Annotated in this window: 12 protein-coding genes; 8 read left to right on the top strand and 4 right to left on the bottom strand. The window is 71.4% G+C overall.

All coding sequences use genetic code 11. The features are described from left to right. The first annotated feature begins 71 nt into the window (after positions 1 to 71). Positions 72 to 1412, top strand: a complete 1341-nt coding sequence (locus tag ACWEV3_RS04875; RefSeq protein ID WP_452612600.1) for a uracil-xanthine permease family protein — start codon at positions 72 to 74, stop codon at positions 1410 to 1412. Positions 1413 to 1497: 85 nt separating this feature from the next. Next, a complete protein-coding gene (locus tag ACWEV3_RS04870; protein WP_358575898.1) occupies positions 1498 to 1878 on the top strand; it encodes a VOC family protein in 381 nt (126 codons plus the stop codon). 22 nt (positions 1879 to 1900) lie between these two features. Here the strand turns inward: ACWEV3_RS04870 and ACWEV3_RS04865 are convergent, their stop codons facing one another. Then, positions 1901 to 2578 carry a TetR/AcrR family transcriptional regulator gene (locus tag ACWEV3_RS04865; protein ID WP_452612599.1) on the bottom strand — a complete coding sequence of 226 codons (678 nt, stop codon included), beginning with the start codon at positions 2576 to 2578 and terminating at the stop codon, positions 1901 to 1903. Between the two features lie 139 nt (positions 2579 to 2717). Between ACWEV3_RS04865 and ACWEV3_RS04860 the strand changes: the two genes are divergently transcribed. Both ACWEV3_RS04860 and ACWEV3_RS04855 read left to right on the top strand, forming a co-directional pair. Further along, entirely contained in the window at positions 2718 to 3926 is a 1209-nt protein-coding gene (locus ACWEV3_RS04860) for a cytochrome P450 (protein ID WP_452612598.1), read from the top strand. An 11-nt stretch (positions 3927 to 3937) separates the two neighbouring features. Continuing rightward, a complete protein-coding gene (locus ACWEV3_RS04855; RefSeq protein ID WP_358379066.1) occupies positions 3938 to 4147 on the top strand; it encodes a ferredoxin in 210 nt (69 codons plus the stop codon). A gap of 130 nt (positions 4148 to 4277) precedes the next feature. Here the strand turns inward: ACWEV3_RS04855 and ACWEV3_RS04850 are convergent, their stop codons facing one another. After that, the gene (locus ACWEV3_RS04850) at positions 4278 to 5327 is read right to left on the bottom strand and encodes an NAD(P)-binding domain-containing protein (RefSeq protein ID WP_452612597.1); all 1050 of its coding nucleotides are present in this window, start codon (positions 5325 to 5327) and stop codon (positions 4278 to 4280) included. Positions 5328 to 5589: 262 nt separating this feature from the next. On the opposite strand from ACWEV3_RS04850, the gene ACWEV3_RS04845 reads away from it, so the two are divergent. From ACWEV3_RS04845 to ACWEV3_RS04835, 3 genes are all read left to right on the top strand, one after another. Further along, the gene (locus ACWEV3_RS04845) at positions 5590 to 5739 is read left to right on the top strand and encodes a hypothetical protein (protein ID WP_452612596.1); all 150 of its coding nucleotides are present in this window, start codon (positions 5590 to 5592) and stop codon (positions 5737 to 5739) included. A gap of 378 nt (positions 5740 to 6117) precedes the next feature. Continuing rightward, complete coding sequence (locus ACWEV3_RS04840; protein ID WP_452612661.1) at positions 6118 to 6711, top strand: class I SAM-dependent methyltransferase; 594 nt, start codon at positions 6118 to 6120, stop codon at positions 6709 to 6711. Positions 6712 to 7093: 382 nt separating this feature from the next. Next, positions 7094 to 7822: a hypothetical protein gene (locus ACWEV3_RS04835; RefSeq protein WP_452612595.1), complete on the top strand. Its 729-nt coding sequence runs from the start codon at positions 7094 to 7096 to the stop codon at positions 7820 to 7822. Positions 7823 to 7972: 150 nt separating this feature from the next. Here ACWEV3_RS04835 and acnA read toward each other — a convergent pair whose 3' ends face one another. Continuing rightward, entirely contained in the window at positions 7973 to 10789 is a 2817-nt protein-coding gene (gene acnA, locus ACWEV3_RS04830) for an aconitate hydratase AcnA (RefSeq protein ID WP_452612594.1), read from the bottom strand. A gap of 250 nt (positions 10790 to 11039) precedes the next feature. Between acnA and ACWEV3_RS04825 the strand changes: the two genes are divergently transcribed. Then, the gene (locus ACWEV3_RS04825; RefSeq protein WP_452612593.1) at positions 11040 to 11972 is read left to right on the top strand and encodes an EamA family transporter; all 933 of its coding nucleotides are present in this window, start codon (positions 11040 to 11042) and stop codon (positions 11970 to 11972) included. A 214-nt stretch (positions 11973 to 12186) separates the two neighbouring features. Here ACWEV3_RS04825 and ACWEV3_RS04820 read toward each other — a convergent pair whose 3' ends face one another. Next, entirely contained in the window at positions 12187 to 16488 is a 4302-nt protein-coding gene (locus tag ACWEV3_RS04820; RefSeq protein WP_452612592.1) for an HAD-IC family P-type ATPase, read from the bottom strand. Between the last annotated feature and the right edge of the window lie 7 nt (positions 16489 to 16495).

Below are 16495 nucleotides of genomic sequence, written 5' to 3'. Positions count from 1 at the left end.
ACGGCCGCGGGTTTGTAGAGTTCCGCCGGAAAGTGGCAGCCCCGATCGGCGGGGTGGAACGAGGAGGCGCCATGCGGCAGGGACTCGGCGCGAAGCTGGGCGTCGGCTGGAAGCTGCACGGGGACGGCAGCACGCCGCGCCCCGGCGAGGCGGTGGCCCCGGACGAGCGGCTTTCCTGGGGACGAACCATCGGGCTCGGCGCCCAGCACGTGGTGGCCATGTTCGGCGCCACCTTCGTCTTCCCGGTGCTGATGGGCCTGGACCCGAACCTGGCGATCATGGTCTCGGGCGTGGCGACCATCCTGTTCCTGCTCATCGTGCAGGGCAAGATCCCCAGCTACCTGGGCAGCAGCGCGTCCTTCGTGGGCGTCGTGACGGTGATCCGGGCCGGCGGCGGGGACAGCTCGACGGTCACCGGCGCGATCCTGGTGCTCGGCCTGGTGCTGTCCGCGGTCGGCGTGGTCATCCACTTCGTCGGCCCGCAGGTGGTGCACAAGGTGCTGCCGCCCGCGGTCTCCGGCGCGGTGGTGATGCTGATCGGCTTCAACCTCGCCCCGGTGGTCGCCGAGTCGTACTGGCCGCAGGACCAGTGGATCGCGCTGATCACCATGATGGTGGTGCTCGGCTGCAGCGTGCTGCTGCGCGGATTCTGGTCCCGCATCGCGGTGCTGATCGGGCTGGTCGCCGGCTACGTCCTGTCGTGGCTGTTCGACCTCGGCTTCGGCCCGATCACCGCGCCCAACGCCAGCGGCGAGGTCAGCGCGCACCTCCGGCTCGACCTCAGCGGCGTCGCCGACGCCAGCTGGTTCGGCCTGCCGACGCTGCACGCGCCGTCGTTCGACGCGGCGGCGATCCTCGTGGTGCTGCCCGTGGTGATCGCGCTGATCGCGGAGAACACCGGCCACGTCAAGGCCGTCGAGGAGATGACCGGCACCAAGCTGGACGGCAGCCTCGGGCGGGCGATCTTCGCCGACGGCTTCGCCAGCACCCTCTCCAGCGCGGTCGGCGGCCCGCCCACGACCACCTACGCCGAGAACATCGGCGTCATGGCCGCCACCCGGGTGTACTCCACGGCGGCGTACTGGGTGGCCGCGTTCGTGGCGATCCTGTTCGGGTTGTGCCCCAAGTTCGGCGAGGTGATCGCCGCGACTCCCGGCGGCGTGCTCGGCGGCATCACCGTCGTGCTCTACGGCATGATCGGCCTGCTGGGCGCGAAGATCTGGACGGAGAACCGCGTCGACTTCGGCGACCCGGTCAACCTGATGCCGCTGGCCGCCGGGCTGGTGGCCGGCATCGGCGGCGTGTCGCTGCAGATCACGCCGCAGTTCAGCCTCAGCGGCATCGCGCTGGGCACCATCGTGACCCTGCTGGGCTACCACGTGCTGCGCTGGCTGGTGCCCGCCCGGGGGTGACCGGCTCCTCGCCGCTGATCGTCAGTGCGCCCGCGGCCGGCAGGTCGTAGGTTCGCAGACGACGACCGGCGTCGAGGAGGCCGCCATGCTGCGTCCCGTGCACTTCGAGATCCACGTGGGAGACGTGGATCGCGCCCGCGAGTTCTACTCGACCGTGTTCGGCTGGCGGTTCCAGCAGTGGGGCGACGAGCAGTACTGGCTGATCTTCACGGGCGAGGGTCCGGGCATCGACGGCGGCCTGCTGCCCCGCAAGGGCTCCGAGCCCTCCGACGAGACGCCGATCGCGGCGTTCGCGACGACCATGGAGGTGGCGGACGTCGACGCCATGCTGTCGATCGTGGAGTCCGCGGGCGGCCGGGTGGCGATGCCGCGGACCGCGCTGACCGGCATGGGCTGGGTGGCGTACTGCCGGGACACCGAGGGCAACATCTTCGGCATGTTCCAGGCCGACGACCTGGCGAGCTGACCGGGGCGGCGAGCCGTGCCGGTCAGACGGTCTGCTCGTCGGCCGCTGCTGCCGCGTTGTGCCGAACCAGGGCGATGTCGGCGATGGTCACCGGCCTGCCGGGCAGCGGCGTGCCGGGGCGGGCCTGCAAGCCGTCGAGCATCAGCGTCAGGTAGCGGGCCGATGCGTCCTGGCGGATGTCGTCCGGGGCGATGTGCACGCCCTGGAGCACGATCGAAAGGATTATGCCGAGGTCGCCGCCGCTGACGTCCCGCCGCATCGAACCGTTCGCCTGCGCGGCGCGCACCATCCCGTCGAGGATCTCCAGCAGTTCTTCGCGCGCCTGCTCGACCTCCGGATCGGCGGCCAGGATCGCCCTGGCCCGCTGGGACAGCATCGAGAACCGGACGACCGTGCGCAGGTTGGCCGCGCGCAGCAGGAAGTCGCAGAGCGCGCGCCACGGGTCGGATTCGTGGTCGCCGATCGCCCGGGCCTCGTCCAGGACCTGCTGGAACGCGTCCCGGCCGATGGCGCCGAGCAGCGATTCGCGGTCCGGGAAGCGGCGGTACAGGGTGCCGATCCCGACACCGGCGGCGCGGGCGATCTCCTCCATCGGGACCTCGGTGCCCTGCTCGGTGAAGACGGCCCGCGCCGCAGCGATGATCCGGTCCCGGTTGCGGCGGGCGTCGGCCCGCAGCCGTGGCGTGGCGTCGGTCGTCATGGTCCTCACTCACGTGCTGTGCGTCGGGTGGGCGGATTGTCGCATGTTCCGGGCCGAAAGTAGGTGGACGAAATTCTTCCGCTTCGCTATAACCGGAAGAGCGTCATCCATTTGTTCGCTCGGTGATCAGGGAGTCACGATGTCCGAACATGCCGTTGACCCGGCGGCCTACCCGAAAGTCCGCACCTGCCCGTTCGCGTCCGCACCCGAGTACGCCGAACTGCGCGCCGAAGCACCGATCGCCAAGGTCCCGATGGCGGGCGGCGGCACCGCCTGGCTGGTGACCCGGCACGAACACGTCCGCCAGGTGCTCGGCGATCCGCGGATGAGCTCCGACCGGCGCCGCCCCGGATTCCCGCAGCTCTCGGTCGGCCAGCGGGCCACCGTCGGCACCGTGGCTCCGTCGATGATCGGGATGGACGGGGAAGAGCACGCCGCCGCCCGCCGCTCGGTGCTAGGCGAGTTCACCGTGCGGCGGATCGAGGCGCTGCGACCGCGCATCCAGCAGATCGTCGACGACTGCATCGACGAGATGCTCGCCGCGCCCCGCCCGGTCGACCTGGTGCGGGCGCTGTCGCTGCCGGTGCCGTCGCTGGTCATCTGCGAGTTGCTGGGCGTGCCCTACGCCGACCACGACTTCTTCCAGGAGCGCACCAGCAAGATCCTGCGCAAGACCACCCCCGTCGAGCAGCGCATCGCCGCGGTCGAGGAGATCCAGGCGTACCTGGACGAGCTGGTGACGGCCAAGGAGCAGGAGGTCACCGACGACCTGCTCGGCAGGCAGATCCGCAAGCAGCGCGAAGCCGGCGAGGCCGACCACGAGGCGCTCGTGCGGATGGCGCTACTGCTGCTGATCGCCGGGCACGAGACGACCGCGAACATGATCTCGCTGGGCACCCTGGCGCTGCTGGAGAACCCCGACCAGCTGGCGGAGATCGTCGCCGACCCGGCCAAGACCCCGGCCGCCGTCGAGGAGCTGCTGCGCTACTTCACCATCGTCGAGGCGGCGACCTCGCGCACCGTGACGGAGGACGTCGAGATCGGCGGCGTGCTGATCCCGGAGGGGGAGGGCGTCGTCGCGCTGGGCAGCTCGGCCAACCGCGACCCCGAGGCCTTCGACCGGCCCGACGAGCTGGACCTCGCCCGCAACGCCCGCGGGCACGTCGCGTTCGGCTTCGGCCCGCACCAGTGTCTGGGGCAGAATCTGGCGCGGCTGGAGCTGCAGATCGTCTTCGACACGCTGTTCCGGCGGCTTCCCGGGCTGCGGCTGGCCGTCGCCGTGGACGACCTCCCGTTCAAGTCGGACGCGAACATCTACGGGATCTACGAGATGCCCGTGACCTGGTGAGAGGAGTGATCATGCGGATCGAGGCGGACCTGGACCGCTGCGTCGGGGCGGGCCAGTGCGTGCTGACCGAACCGGCGCTGTTCGACCAGAACGACGAGGACGGCCGGGTGGTGCTGCTGGCGGCCGAGGTGGACGACGGCGACGCAGGCCTGGTCGCGGCGGCCCGGGAGGCGGTGCACGTCTGCCCGTCGGGCGCGCTGTCGCTGACCGGCGACCGGTAGTCGCGACGTGAAGCGGCGCCACCTCCCCCTCTCCTGGAGATGGCGCCGCCGGCGTGGTTGAGCCGCCACAGCGCAGCTTGCTGGCTGTGGCGCTCCGGTTACAGGGCATTAGGTCCCTGGACAGGACCGATTAAGGTTTTCTTGATCTTTCCCGCACGAACTCGGTGATTTCCCGGGCGGCCGCGCGGCCGGCGCGGTTGGCCCCGATGGTGCTGGCCGACGGCCCGTAGCCGACGAGGTGCAGCCGGGGCTCGGCGACCGCGCGGGTCCCGGCGATCCGGATGCCGCCGCCCGGTTCGCGCAGGTGCAGCGGCGCGAGGTGGGCGATGACCGGCCGGAAGCCGGTGGCCCAGAGGATCACGTCCGCGCGCCGCGAGCGCCCGTCGGCCCATTCGACACCGTCGGCGGTGATCCGCTCGAACATCGGCAGCGGGTTCAGCACGCCCCGCTCGCGCGCGGCCTGCACGGCCGGGGTGTTCGGGAGCCCGGTCGCGCTGACGACGCTGCCCGGCGGCAGGCCGAGCCGGACGCGGCGCTCGACCTCGGCGACCGCGGCCCGCCCGTCGACCGGCGTGAACTCGGCGTCGGTGAACTCCGGCGGCCGCCGGGTCACCCAGGTCGTCTCGGCGACGTCGGCGATCTCCAGCAGGTGTTCCACCGCGGAGATCCCGCCGCCGACCACGATCACGCGCCGGCCGCGGAACTCCTCGGGTCCGCGGTAGTCGGCGGTGTGCAGCTGGCGGCCGGCGAACGAGCTCTGCCCGGGGTAGTGCGGCCAGAACGGGTTCTCCCAGGTTCCGGTGGCGTTGAGGACCGCTCGGGCGGCCCAGGTCCCCGCCGAGCTGTCCACCAGCAGCCGCTCGCCGCCGTCGCGCACCGCGTCGACCTTCACCGGCCGCAGCACCGGGAGTTCCTGCTCGTACTCGTACGTCCCGAAGTACTCCGGGACGACTTCGGCGGCGGGGCGGGCACCGTCGGTTTCGCGCAGCGGGCTGCCCGGCAGGTCGTGGATGCCGTGCACGCCGCCTAGGCGCAGCGACGGCCAGCGGTGCCGCCACGCGCCGCCGGGTCCGTCGCCGTGGTCGAGCACCACGTGGTCGATGCCGGCTCGCTGCAGGTGGTACGAGCCGGTCAGGCCCGCCTGGCCGGCCCCGATCACCACGACGTCGATGTCCTCCACACCCACCAGAACAGCCGCCGCGGCGGAATCTTCCCGCGCGCGAGGTGGTCTGTGCCACTGCCTGCGGAGTTGTTCCGATAGGCCAAGAGAGTGCGACGCAAGACACCCGTGGGGTGGCTTTAATTCCACCGAAACAACGCCCTACGATTGATTCCGAAAGCGGTGGTTCCCCAAACCTTCTTCCGTTCGTCCTGCCCTTTGCCGGGCGGTGCCTCGCGCGCGCGTGCGGAAGACGGGGAGGTTTGCAGAAGGGAGGCAAGAAGTGACAACGGTGTGGGTGGCCCTGGCGGCCGAGTCGGTTGTGCTGCTGGCGGTGGCGGGAGCGATGACCAAGTGGGCGTGGCGGCCTCGGCCGGGCACCCCGGACCAGGCGATCGAGCCCGTCGGCCCCGTGGCCGAGCGCATCGCCTGAGCAAGCGCGCAGCGGGTTCGCTCCCCTCGGTGGGAACGAGCCCGCATACCTCGGACCGGCCACGGCGGCGAATCCAATCGTCGCCCGGCCGGTTTTCGTTACCCAATTCCGGGTGCATTTTCGGATTGACTGCATCACGTTCATTCCGCGTTTAATCGGCACCGGTTGTTTGCAAAGGTAACTAGCGTCGCGGGTGCATCGGCGCGCGATGATCGACATGTGATGCCGCACATGCGGGGCGCGGCGGGTGCGGCGACCGATAGGGTGAGCCGAACGAGGTCAGCACGCCGATCGGGAAGGGCATCCGTGAGTCCAGTCGAACAGTCCAGCGGTCCACAGCCGGGTGGTCCGGTGCTGCCCCGTTCGGGCTCCGGATCGGTGCTGGCCAACTACCGGACGTTCATCGAACGCGCGGTCCGCAAGCCGAACCTGGTCGGCGCGGTCGCGCCCAGCTCACCGAACCTGGCCCGCGAGATGGCGGCCGTGGTGCCGACTTCTGGCAACCCGGTGGTCGTGGAGCTCGGGCCCGGCACCGGGGCGCTCAGCGGCGCGATCGCCGAGCGGTTGCCCGCGGGCGGCCGGCAGGTGGCGATCGAGCTGGACGCCGGGATGGTCGAGTACCTGGGCGCCGAACTGCCGTGGCTGGAGGTCATCCAGGGCGACGCGGCGCGGCTGGGCGAGCTGCTCGCCGACGCGGGCATCGACAAGGTGGACGCGGTGGTCAGCGGCCTGCCGTGGTCGATCTTCCCGGCGAAGCTGCAGCACGACATCCTGGGCCAGGTCGGCGCGGTCCTCGCGCCCGGCGGCGCCTTCACGACTTTCGCCTACGTGCACGCCCTGGGCATGGCCGGTGCGCAGCAGTTCCGCCGCCGCCTGGACCTGAGCTTCGACGAGGTGCTGACCTCGCGCACGGTGTGGCGCAACGTCCCGCCGGCCCGCATCTACGTCTGCCGCCGCCCCCGCCAACTTTGAGCGCGGTCCGTGAGTGTTTTGGGGTGCTATGGCGCCCCAAAACACTCACGGGCCACGCACTTTGGGGTGCTATCGATCTCCAGCAGGCGTCCAGCTGTATCTGCACGGCAGGTTGCCGCCTCTACATCCATGTGCCTCTTCACATCCGAGAACCAGACCTGGCCGAGTGGGAGCTGCTGAACCGCGGCCAGCACGCCGTCTTCACCCGCAAGCAGCTGAGAAGCTTCGGGATCAGCCACGACACGGTGCGGGCCAACATCAGGGCGAACCGCTGGCAACGCGTTCATCGCGGCGTCATCGCGGCGTCATCGCGCTGTTCAGCGGCCCGCTTCCGCGACGCGCCAGGATCAGTGCCGCACTGCTGTACGCCGGTCTTCCGGCGGTGCTCAGCCATCAGACCGCTGCGCAGGAATGGGGTTGGCTGCCGAAAGACGACGGCCCGATCCACGTCACGGTTCCCTACGGGACTTCGGCCATGCCGCAGGAAGGCGTGCTGGTCCACCGCAGCCGAGCATTCCGGCACATCGTCGTAGCCCACGAGCCACCCCGGACGTCGCGTGCGGACACCGTTGTCGACTTGGCCGCCGCCGAACTGAACGAGGCGGCTGCAGAGCGGACCTTGTTGACGGTGGCCGCGGCGAACCGTGTTCCGGCCGGCGAGATCCGGGCGAGGCTGGCCGCAAGGTCGGCCTACCGCTACGGGGCCGCTCTCGACCGGGCTGTGCGATTGCTCGACGAGGGGCTCACCTCGATGCTGGAAGCCCGGTACTTCCTCGACGTCGAGCGGGCGCACGGGATTCCCAGGGCGCGACGGCAGGTTCCCGCATCGGTGTTCGGCCGGAAGCTCTTGGAGGACTGCGGCTACGAGGACCTCGGGATTTCACTGATCATCCGGTTGGACGGCCGTGCTTACCACAGCGATGCCGAGACGGCCTTCCGGGACCGCAGGCGCGACAACGCCGCCGAGCTCAGCGGAACGGCTCGGCTGGTGTACGGCTGGCAAGACGTCGACCGCAGCCCGTGTTCGGTTGCGCGCGAGGTCGTGACGGTGCTTCGCAGGCAGGGGTGGCACGGGCCGACGCTGCGGTGCCGAAAGTGCTTGGGTCCGTGAGTGTTTTGGGGTGCTATGGCGCCCCAAAACACTCACGGGCCACGTCCGCGACGGGACTCATCGCTGCCCGGGGCGCCCCAACGGGAACGGGCCCGGTGCGCTTGTGGCGCACCGGGCCCGTTCGGTAGTGCCCGCCGGATCGGCAGGGGATCAGGAGCGGATCATCTTGCGCAGCACGTACTGCAGGATGCCGCCGTTGCGGTAGTAGTCCGCCTCACCGGGGGTGTCGATGCGGACCTTGGCGTCGAACTCCACAGTGGAGCCATCCGTCTTGGTCGCGGTCACCTTCACCGTCTGCGGCGTCTCGCCCTCGTTGAGCTTGGTGATGCCCGCGAAGTCGAAGGTCTCCGTGCCGTCCAGGCCCAGCGACTTGGCCGACTGGCCCTCCGGGAACTGCAGCGGGATGACGCCCATGCCGATCAGGTTCGAGCGGTGGATGCGCTCGAAGGACTCGGCGATGACGGCGCGGACGCCCAGCAGCCGGGTGCCCTTGGCCGCCCAGTCGCGCGACGAACCGGAGCCGTACTCCTTGCCGCCGAGCACCACCAGCGGGATGTCCTGGGCGGCGTAGTTCTGCGCGGCGTCGTAGATGAACGCCTGCGGGGCACCGTCCTGGGTGAAGTCCCGGGTGTAGCCGCCCTGCACGTCGTCCAACAGCAGGTTGCGCAGCCGGATGTTGGCGAAGGTGCCCCGGATCATCACCTCGTGGTTGCCGCGGCGGGAACCGTAGGAGTTGAAGTCCTTGCGGTCGATGCCGTGGTCGGTGAGGTACTTGCCCGCGGGCGAGTCCGGCTTGATCGCACCGGCCGGCGAGATGTGGTCGGTGGTGACCGAGTCGCCGAGCAGCGCGAGCACGCGGGCACCGGAGATGTCGGTGACCGGCGCCGGCTCCATCGCCATGCCCTCGAAGTACGGGGGCTTGCGCACGTAGGTGGAGTCCGCGGCCCACTCGAAGGTCTGACCCTCCGGGGTGGGCAGCGACCGCCACCGCTCGTCGCCCTTGAAGACGTCCTCGTAGGACTTGGTGAACATCTCGTTGGTGATCGCCGAGTCGATGGTGTCCTGGACTTCCTGCGGCGACGGCCAGATGTCGCGCAGGAAGACCGGCTTGCCCTCGGTGTCGGTGCCCAGCGGGTCGTTCTCGAAGTCGAAGTCCATCGAGCCCGCGAGCGCGTAGGCGATGACCAGCGGCGGCGAGGCCAGGTAGTTCATCTTGACGTCGGGGTTGATCCGGCCCTCGAAGTTCCGGTTGCCCGACAGGACCGAGACGACCGACAGGTCGTTGTCCTGCACGGCGGCGGAGATCTCCTCCGGCAGCGGGCCGGAGTTGCCGATGCAGGTGGTGCAGCCGTAGCCGACCAGGTGGAAGCCGAGCTTCTCCAGGTACGGCCAGAGCCCGGCCTTCTCGTAGTAGTCGGTGACGACCTGCGAACCCGGGGCCATCGAGGTCTTCACCCACGGCTTGCGGGTCAGGCCCTTGTCCACGGCGTTGCGGGCCAGCAGCGCCGCGCCCAGCATCACCGACGGGTTGGAGGTGTTGGTGCAGGAGGTGATCGAGGCGATCACCACGGCGCCGTGGTCCAGCTCGAACTCGCCGAGCTCGTCGGAGGACACCGTGACCGGCTTGGAGATCCGGCCGTGGGAGCCGTTGGCGGCCGAGACGACGGCCGGCGCGGACTCGTGGTGGGTGACCGCCGGGGCGTCGCTGGCGGGGAAGGACTCCTCGCCGGCCTCGTCCACGGCCCGGTCGTCGGCGGTCTCGACCTTGACGTAGTCGGTCAGCGCGGTGCGGAACGACTGCTTGGCCTCGGACACCACGATCCGGTCCTGCGGGCGCTTCGGGCCGGCGATGGACGGGACCACAGTGGACAGGTCGAGTTCCAGGTACTCGGAGAACTCCGGCTCGTGGCTCGGGTCGTGCCAGAGGCCCTGCTCCTTGGCGTAGGCCTCGACCAGGGCGACCTGCTCGGCGGAGCGGCCGGTGAGCTTGAGGTAGCGGACGGTCTCCTCGTCGATCGGGAAGATCGCCGCGGTGGAGCCGAACTCCGGGCTCATGTTGCCGATGGTGGCGCGGTTGGCCAGCGGCACCGAGGCCACGCCGGAGCCGTAGAACTCGACGAACTTGCCGACGACGCCGTGCTTGCGCAGCATCTCGGTGATCGTCAGCACCACGTCGGTGGCGGTGGCGCCGGCCGGGATCTCGCCGGTGAGCTTGAAGCCGACCACGCGCGGGATGAGCATCGACACGGGCTGGCCGAGCATCGCGGCCTCGGCCTCGATGCCGCCGACGCCCCAGCCCAGCACGCCCAGGCCGTTGACCATGGTGGTGTGCGAGTCGGTGCCGACGCAGCTGTCCGGGTAGGCCTGGCCGTTGCGGGACATCACGGTGCGGGCCAGGTGCTCGATGTTGACCTGGTGCACGATGCCGGTGCCCGGCGGGACGACCTTGAACTCGTCGAAGGCGCCCTGGCCCCAGCGCAGGAACTGGTAGCGCTCCTTGTTGCGGCCGTACTCGAACTCGACGTTGCGCTCGAAGGCGTCCGGCTTGCCGAACACGTCGATGATCACGGAGTGGTCGATCACCAGCTCGGCCGGGGCCAGCGGGTTGACCTTGGCGGTGTCGCCGCCGAGGTCGGCCACCGCCTCGCGCATGGTGGCCAGGTCGACCACGCAGGGCACGCCGGTGAAGTCCTGCATGATCACGCGGGCCGGCGTGAACTGGATCTCGGTGGCCGGCTCGGCCTTGGCGTCCCAGTTGGCGAGGGCCCGCACGTGGTCGGCGGTGATGTTCGCGCCGTCCTCGGTGCGCAGCAGGTTTTCCAGGAGGATCTTGAGGCTGTAGGGCAGCCGCTGCGCGCCGTCGACCGCGCTGAGCCGGAACACCTCGTAAGAGGCGTCACCGACGTTCAGCGTGCCGCGGGCGCCGAAGCTGTCCTTGCTCGCAGGTGCAGTCACGTTCAACTCCATCTCGCGACGGGCGCAAGTTCGGGAACGATTGCGAGTCTCGCGCACGTCGAGCGAGCATGCGCGGGGACCCGCTCTCTTCGCTGCTAACAGTACGCTTGTCCTGTATTCGCCCTCAACTAAGGGTCGGCAAACTCTCGATCACATGTACCACGGCGTGCAAAACCGCCGTTTTTCCGGACTTCCCAGAGATTGGGACGGAAGTACCGAAAGCCGTTGCGGGGGCGTCGGAGGGACGTGCTTCGATTGGCGCATGCGCAACCTGACCGACAACGCGAAGTCCGCCGGTGTGGCGGTCGCGATCGTTTCCGCGTTCTGCTTCGGCGGTTCCGGGCCGTTCGCCAAGCCGCTGATCACCGCGGGGTTCACCCCGCTGCAGGTGGCTTGGCTGCGGTTGGCCGGCGGCGCGCTGCTGATGCTGCCGTTCGTGATCCGCTACGCGCCCGCGGTGCGCCGGGCGCCGAAGCTGCTGGCCGGGTACGGGTTGTTCGCCATCGCCGGGGTGCAGGTCTTCTACTTCGCCTCGATCGCCCGGGTGCCGGTCGGGGTGGCGCTGCTGATCGAGTTCCTCGGCCCGGTGATGGTGCTGGGCTGGATCCGGTTCGTCCGCCGCAAGCCGGTGACCCGCTCGGCGGCCATCGGCGTGGCGATCGCGATGGTCGGCCTGGCCTGCGTGGTGGAGCTGTGGTCCGGGCTGAGCTTCGACCCGGTCGGCCTGCTGCTGGCGCTGGGCGCGGCGGGCTGCCAGGCCACCTACTTCCTGCTGTCCGACAGCGGGCCGGAGGTCAACCCGTTCGCCCTCGCCGGCTTCGGGCTGCTGCTCGGCGCCGCGGTCGTCACGCTGCTCGCGCAGCCGTGGGAGCTGGACTGGGCGCTGCTGCTCGGGCAGGTCGAGCTTGCCGGATACCAGTTCCCGGCGCTGTTCGCGGTCGGCTGGATCGTCGTGCTGAGCACGGTCCTGGCGTACCTGACCGGGATCGTCGCGGTGCGCCGCCTCTCGCCGCAGGTGGCCGGGGCGGTCGCGTTCCTGGAACCGGTGGTCGCCACGGTGCTGGCGTGGGCGCTGCTGGCCGAGGCGCTGGGCCCGATCCAGCTGGTCGGCGGGGCGCTGATCCTCGTCGGCGCCTTCGTCGCGCAGCGCGCGGCACCGGCGAAGACCCAGTCCGCCGAGCTGGCCGGGGTGTAGGTCAGGCGGTGCGGATGGCCGACTTCACCAGGTGGATCAACAGGGTCTCGATGAGCGCGATGGCCACGCCGGTCAGGACGGTGGTGAGGAACTGGGGCATCGGTCTGCTTTCTCCCGCGTTGCTGCGTTGTTACGAACCGACTGTGCGCCGAACGGGTTAGCCGTGGTTGCGCGGGAGATGAAGCGCAGGTGAATCGAGCCAGAACAGTGCAGGTCAGGGGCCGTTCTGCGACCACTTCTGCCACAGCAGCACCGCCAGCGTCGCCGCGATCGAGGTGCCGACCGCGATGAGCCAGTGGTGCGGCAGGAGCGGGCTGCTGCCGAAGAACTGGCTGACGCCGGGGACCTGCACCAGCCCGACGAGGACCAGCGCCGATCCCACGCCCGCGACGAGCACCAGCGGCGTGCGGCCGCGGACCGCGAGCGTCTGCGCCAGCTGCGCGGCGACCAGCGCGACCAGGCCGGTGGTGCGGGCCTGGGCCGCGGTGGACAGCGGCCTGGCCAGCATCCAGGCGAGCCCCGCAGCGCCGGCGGTGGCGGCCGCGCGGGCGGAGACGTCGCGCGCCAGCGCCGAGCCGAGCGAGGCCTCCGGGCCTTCTGCGAGCAGCTTCTCCGGGGTGGCCTGCGGTGGCGGCCGCACCGCGATCGCGATCGCCGGCATGATGTCGGTGAGCAGGTTGACCACCAGCAGTTGCCGGGCGTTGAGCGAGGCGCCGGCGCTGACCAGCCCGGTGCCCAGCGCGTAGCCGATCTCGCCGAGGTTCCCGCCGAGCAGGATCGACAGCGCGTCGCGCACCGAGGTCCACATCGCGCGCCCCTCCACGATGCCGTCCGTCAGCGTCTCGATGCGGTCGTCGGAGACCACGAGGTCGGCCGCCTGCCGGGCCGCCGGGGTGGCGCGGGACCCGAACGCGATGCCCACCTGCGCCAGGTTGATCGCCGGGACGTCGTTGGCGCCGTCACCGGTCATCGCCACGACCCGGCCGCCGGCTCGCAGCCGGCGCACGATGCGCGCCTTCTGCGCCGGGCTGACCCGGGCGAACACGGAGACCTTCGGCAGCTCGCCCGCGAGCTGTTCGTCGTCGAGCTGATCCAGCTCCGCGCCGGTCAGCACCCGCTTGTCGCCGAGCATGCCGAGTTCGGCGGCGATGGCCTCGGCGGTGCTGGGGTGATCGCCGGTGATCATGATGACGTCCACACCCGCCCCGCCGAGCTGCGCGACCGCGTCGGCGGCGGTCGGGTGCACCGGATCGGCCAGGCCCAGCAGTCCGACGAACTCGAGGCCGTCCACATCGGACTCGGTGAGATCGGTGCCCGCCTCGACGGCGCGTTCGGCCACGGCCAGCAACCGGTAGCCGCGCAGTGCCAGGCGCTCGATCTCCGCTTCCACGTCGGCGCGGGCCTCGGCGTCGAACGCCCCGCGATCTCGCCAGCCGGTGCATCGGTCGAGCACGACCTCGGGCGCCCCTTTCACCGACAGCAGATCGCGGGTCCGCACCGCGTGGAAGCCGCGCGAGGGCTCGAACGGCAACTCGGCCAGCACGGCCCCATCCGCCACGACGCCCGCCGCGCGGGCGCCGTCGAGCACCGCCCGGTCGGTGAGGTGCGGCAGCGGGTGCTCGTCGTGCTGGCGCGGCGTGGCCCGCACGCCGGCGGCCACGATCTCGCGGTGCCCGTCGTCGAGGTCCTCAGTGGACTGGCCGGTGCGGCCGTCGGACACCTGGCGCAGCGTGATCCGCCCCTGGGTGAGGGTTCCGGTCTTGTCGAAGCACAGCGCGTCGACCCGGCCCAGCGCCTCGATCATCGCCGGACTGCGCACCAGGACGCCGCGCTTGGACAGTCGGCGCGCCGAGGCGAGCTCGGCGAGGGTGGCGACGAACGGCAACCCCTCCGGAACCGCCGCCACGGCCAGGCCGACCGAGCGCGCGACGGTCTGGGCCAGCGGGATGCCGCGCACCAGGTCGGCGAGGAAGAGCACGGCGCCGGCGCCCACCGAGATCGGCAGCACCCGCTTGGTCAGCTCGCCGAGCCTGGCCTCGACGCCGCCGTCGTGCTCGGCCACGGTGCCCTGCGCGGTGCGCCCGAGCTCCGTGGACGTGCCAACGGCCACGACGATCCCGGTGCCGGAGCCGCTGGCGATGGCCGTGCCCTGGTAGAGCATGCACGCGCGGTCGGCGACCGCGGGCGCGGTCGTGGCCTCGATTTCCTTGGCGACCAACTGGGATTCGCCGGTGAGGCTGGACTCGTCGACCTCCAGGGCCTCGACCGCCAGCAGCCGGCAGTCCGCGGGGACCCCGTCGCCGGCCCGCAGCTCGATCACGTCGCCGGGCACGAGCTGGTCGGCGGGCACCAGCCGCGCGATCCCGTCGCGCCGCCGCCGCGCGGGCATCTGGCCGGCGTCGAGCAGCCGCGTCAGCTCGCGGTCCGTGGCGACCCGCTGCACGCCGTCGACCAGCGCGCTGGCCAGCAGCACGCCGCCGATCAGCGCGGCGTCGATGATCGAACCCAGGCCCGCCGAGATCACCGCGCCCGCCCCGAGCACCGGGGTGATCGGGGTGATCAGGCCTTCCACGGTGGCCCCGGCCACGGTCGGCGGGATCCGACCACCGTCCTGCGGCCGGTGCCGGGAATCGGCGATCGACTCGCTGAGCCCCTGTTCGGAACTGGACAACGCGGACAGCACCGCGGGCGGCGGCATCGCGTGCCACGGGGTGCGTTCCTGCGGGACCGGGGGAGCGCGGTTCGACGCGGACATCCCGGCCCAGGTGCCGGTGACGAAGGCGGCCAGCGTCGCGGCGTGCACCGGCATCGAGGCCCGGCCGGGCGCGCCGACCGCCGGGCCGAACGCCGCGAACAGCGCCGCGATGCAGGATCCGGCCACCGACAGCATCGCGGCGTACCGGCTGGCGCGGCGAGCGCTTTCGGTTGCGGCCAGCAGCATGTGGGCCACATCGGCTCTCGGGCACAGCACGTCGGCGCCCCACGGCTGGGTGTCCATTTCGGACAGTCCGATGCCGACGTCCGCGGCGGCCAGCGCGGAGTGCGCGCGGTTGGACACGACGGCCACGACGGCACCGTCGGCCTGCAGTCGCCGCACCGAGCGGGCCAGGTTGTTGCCGCCAGCGACGAGCCGATCCAGCGGCAGCCGCTGGTCCAGCCGGCTGCCGATCCCGGCCACCACCGCCGATCCGTTGGCGCGCGCGGCCTCCACCAGCGCCTCGGCCAGCGGGTCGAGCTCGTCGGCGACGCTCACCAGGGCGACCGGGGTGGCGTCCCGGTTCAGCGCCAATACCGTTGCGCCGCGCGAGGATTCGGCCTCGACGACGTCGCGGGCGGCGTCCGGGAGGTCGTCGGGGAGCGGCGCCGTCGACCACCCGTCGCGGACTTGCTCGGCCAACGGGTCACTGGGATCGACGAGTTCACCGGCGCGGGCGAACAGCTCCGCGGCATCGGCTTCGGGGTCCAGCGGGATCACGGCGTCCAGGACCCGGCGACCGGTGAGCAGGACCGGTGCGTCGAACACGACGGTGTCGACCCGGTCCAGCCGGCGCACCGCGTCGGGCTCCAGCACGAGCCCGCCGCGCGCCGAGATCGCGGTGGTCAGGTGGGTGGCGAAGGCCTCGCGACCGGCCTTCGAGGGACGCGGCACACCGGCCAGCAACGCCGCGAGGGCACGCTGCGGGTTGCGCGACCCGGCGAGAACGATGCCGTACCCGGCCAGCGCCATGCCGCCGGAGACATTGGCGACCCGCTCCACCGGACCGTCCGGGATCGGACGTGGGCGGTCGGGGACCGCGACTGGATCGCAGCGGTGCGAGACCTGCTCCCACCGCTGCCAGGCCTGGTGCCGGGCGATGGCCTCGCGGGACGCGCAGAACCGCCCGCACATGTCGGTGAGCACGCCCAGCGGGCGGCGGGCCAGGCCGTGGGCGATGGCGCCGCCCAGCGCCAGCGTGGTGTCGACCGGGGCGCGGCCGAGCTTGCGCTCCAAGCCACCGCGCATCCACGGCACCGAATCCACCAGCGACACCACGGCCGGAACCAGCGGCGAAACGGCCCGCACCGGCAGCAACGCCCCAACCGCGGAGTAGCCGAGCCCGGCCACGCCCGCGACCAGGGCGCCCACGTCGCGGAGCACCGCTTCGGCGTTTCCCGGGTGCGCCGCGCTGCGCGGCGACATCGGCTCGTCGTCCAAGCCGTGCTCGGCCTCAGCTTCCGCGATCACGCGGGCCAGCGCCGCGATGTTCACGACCTCCGGATCGTGCGTGACCACGACCCGGCCCAACACGCCGTTCACCTCGGCGTCGCGCACCCCGTCGACGTCGCGCAGCCGCCGCTCGACGTCGCGTGCCGCAGCCTCGGTGCCGGGCCTGTGCACCCCGCGCATCTCCAGGTGGCTGCGGTTGCGGCCAGCCCACACCCGCCGGTCGGCCGGTGTGGCCGCCACAGTGCGGGCCGCGTGTGCCACCGGCGCGATGACCTCGGCGGCCTTCGACAGGAGCCAACCCAGCGGCATCGGAGAT

The organism is Saccharopolyspora sp. NPDC003752, from assembly GCF_053605825.1.
The sequence above is the reverse complement of the archived record's forward strand: the minus strand, read 5'-3'. Positions and strand labels throughout refer to the sequence as shown.

Bases quoted from the DNA above. Each gene is read 5' to 3' on its own strand.
- ACWEV3_RS04825 (WP_452612593.1), top strand. From the start codon at position 11,040: ATGCGCAACCTGACCGACAACGCGAAGTCCGCCGGTGTGGCGGTCGCG.
- ACWEV3_RS04865 (WP_452612599.1), bottom strand. From the start codon at position 2,578: ATGACGACCGACGCCACGCCACGGCTGCGGGCCGACGCCCGCCGCAAC.
- ACWEV3_RS04855 (WP_358379066.1), top strand. From the start codon at position 3,938: ATGCGGATCGAGGCGGACCTGGACCGCTGCGTCGGGGCGGGCCAGTGC.
- ACWEV3_RS04870 (WP_358575898.1), top strand. From the start codon at position 1,498: ATGCTGCGTCCCGTGCACTTCGAGATCCACGTGGGAGACGTGGATCGC.
- ACWEV3_RS04875 (WP_452612600.1), top strand. From the start codon at position 72: ATGCGGCAGGGACTCGGCGCGAAGCTGGGCGTCGGCTGGAAGCTGCAC.
- ACWEV3_RS04820 (WP_452612592.1), bottom strand. From the start codon at position 16,488: ATGCCGCTGGGTTGGCTCCTGTCGAAGGCCGCCGAGGTCATCGCGCCG.
- ACWEV3_RS04860 (WP_452612598.1), top strand. From the start codon at position 2,718: ATGTCCGAACATGCCGTTGACCCGGCGGCCTACCCGAAAGTCCGCACC.
- acnA (WP_452612594.1), bottom strand. From the start codon at position 10,789: ATGGAGTTGAACGTGACTGCACCTGCGAGCAAGGACAGCTTCGGCGCC.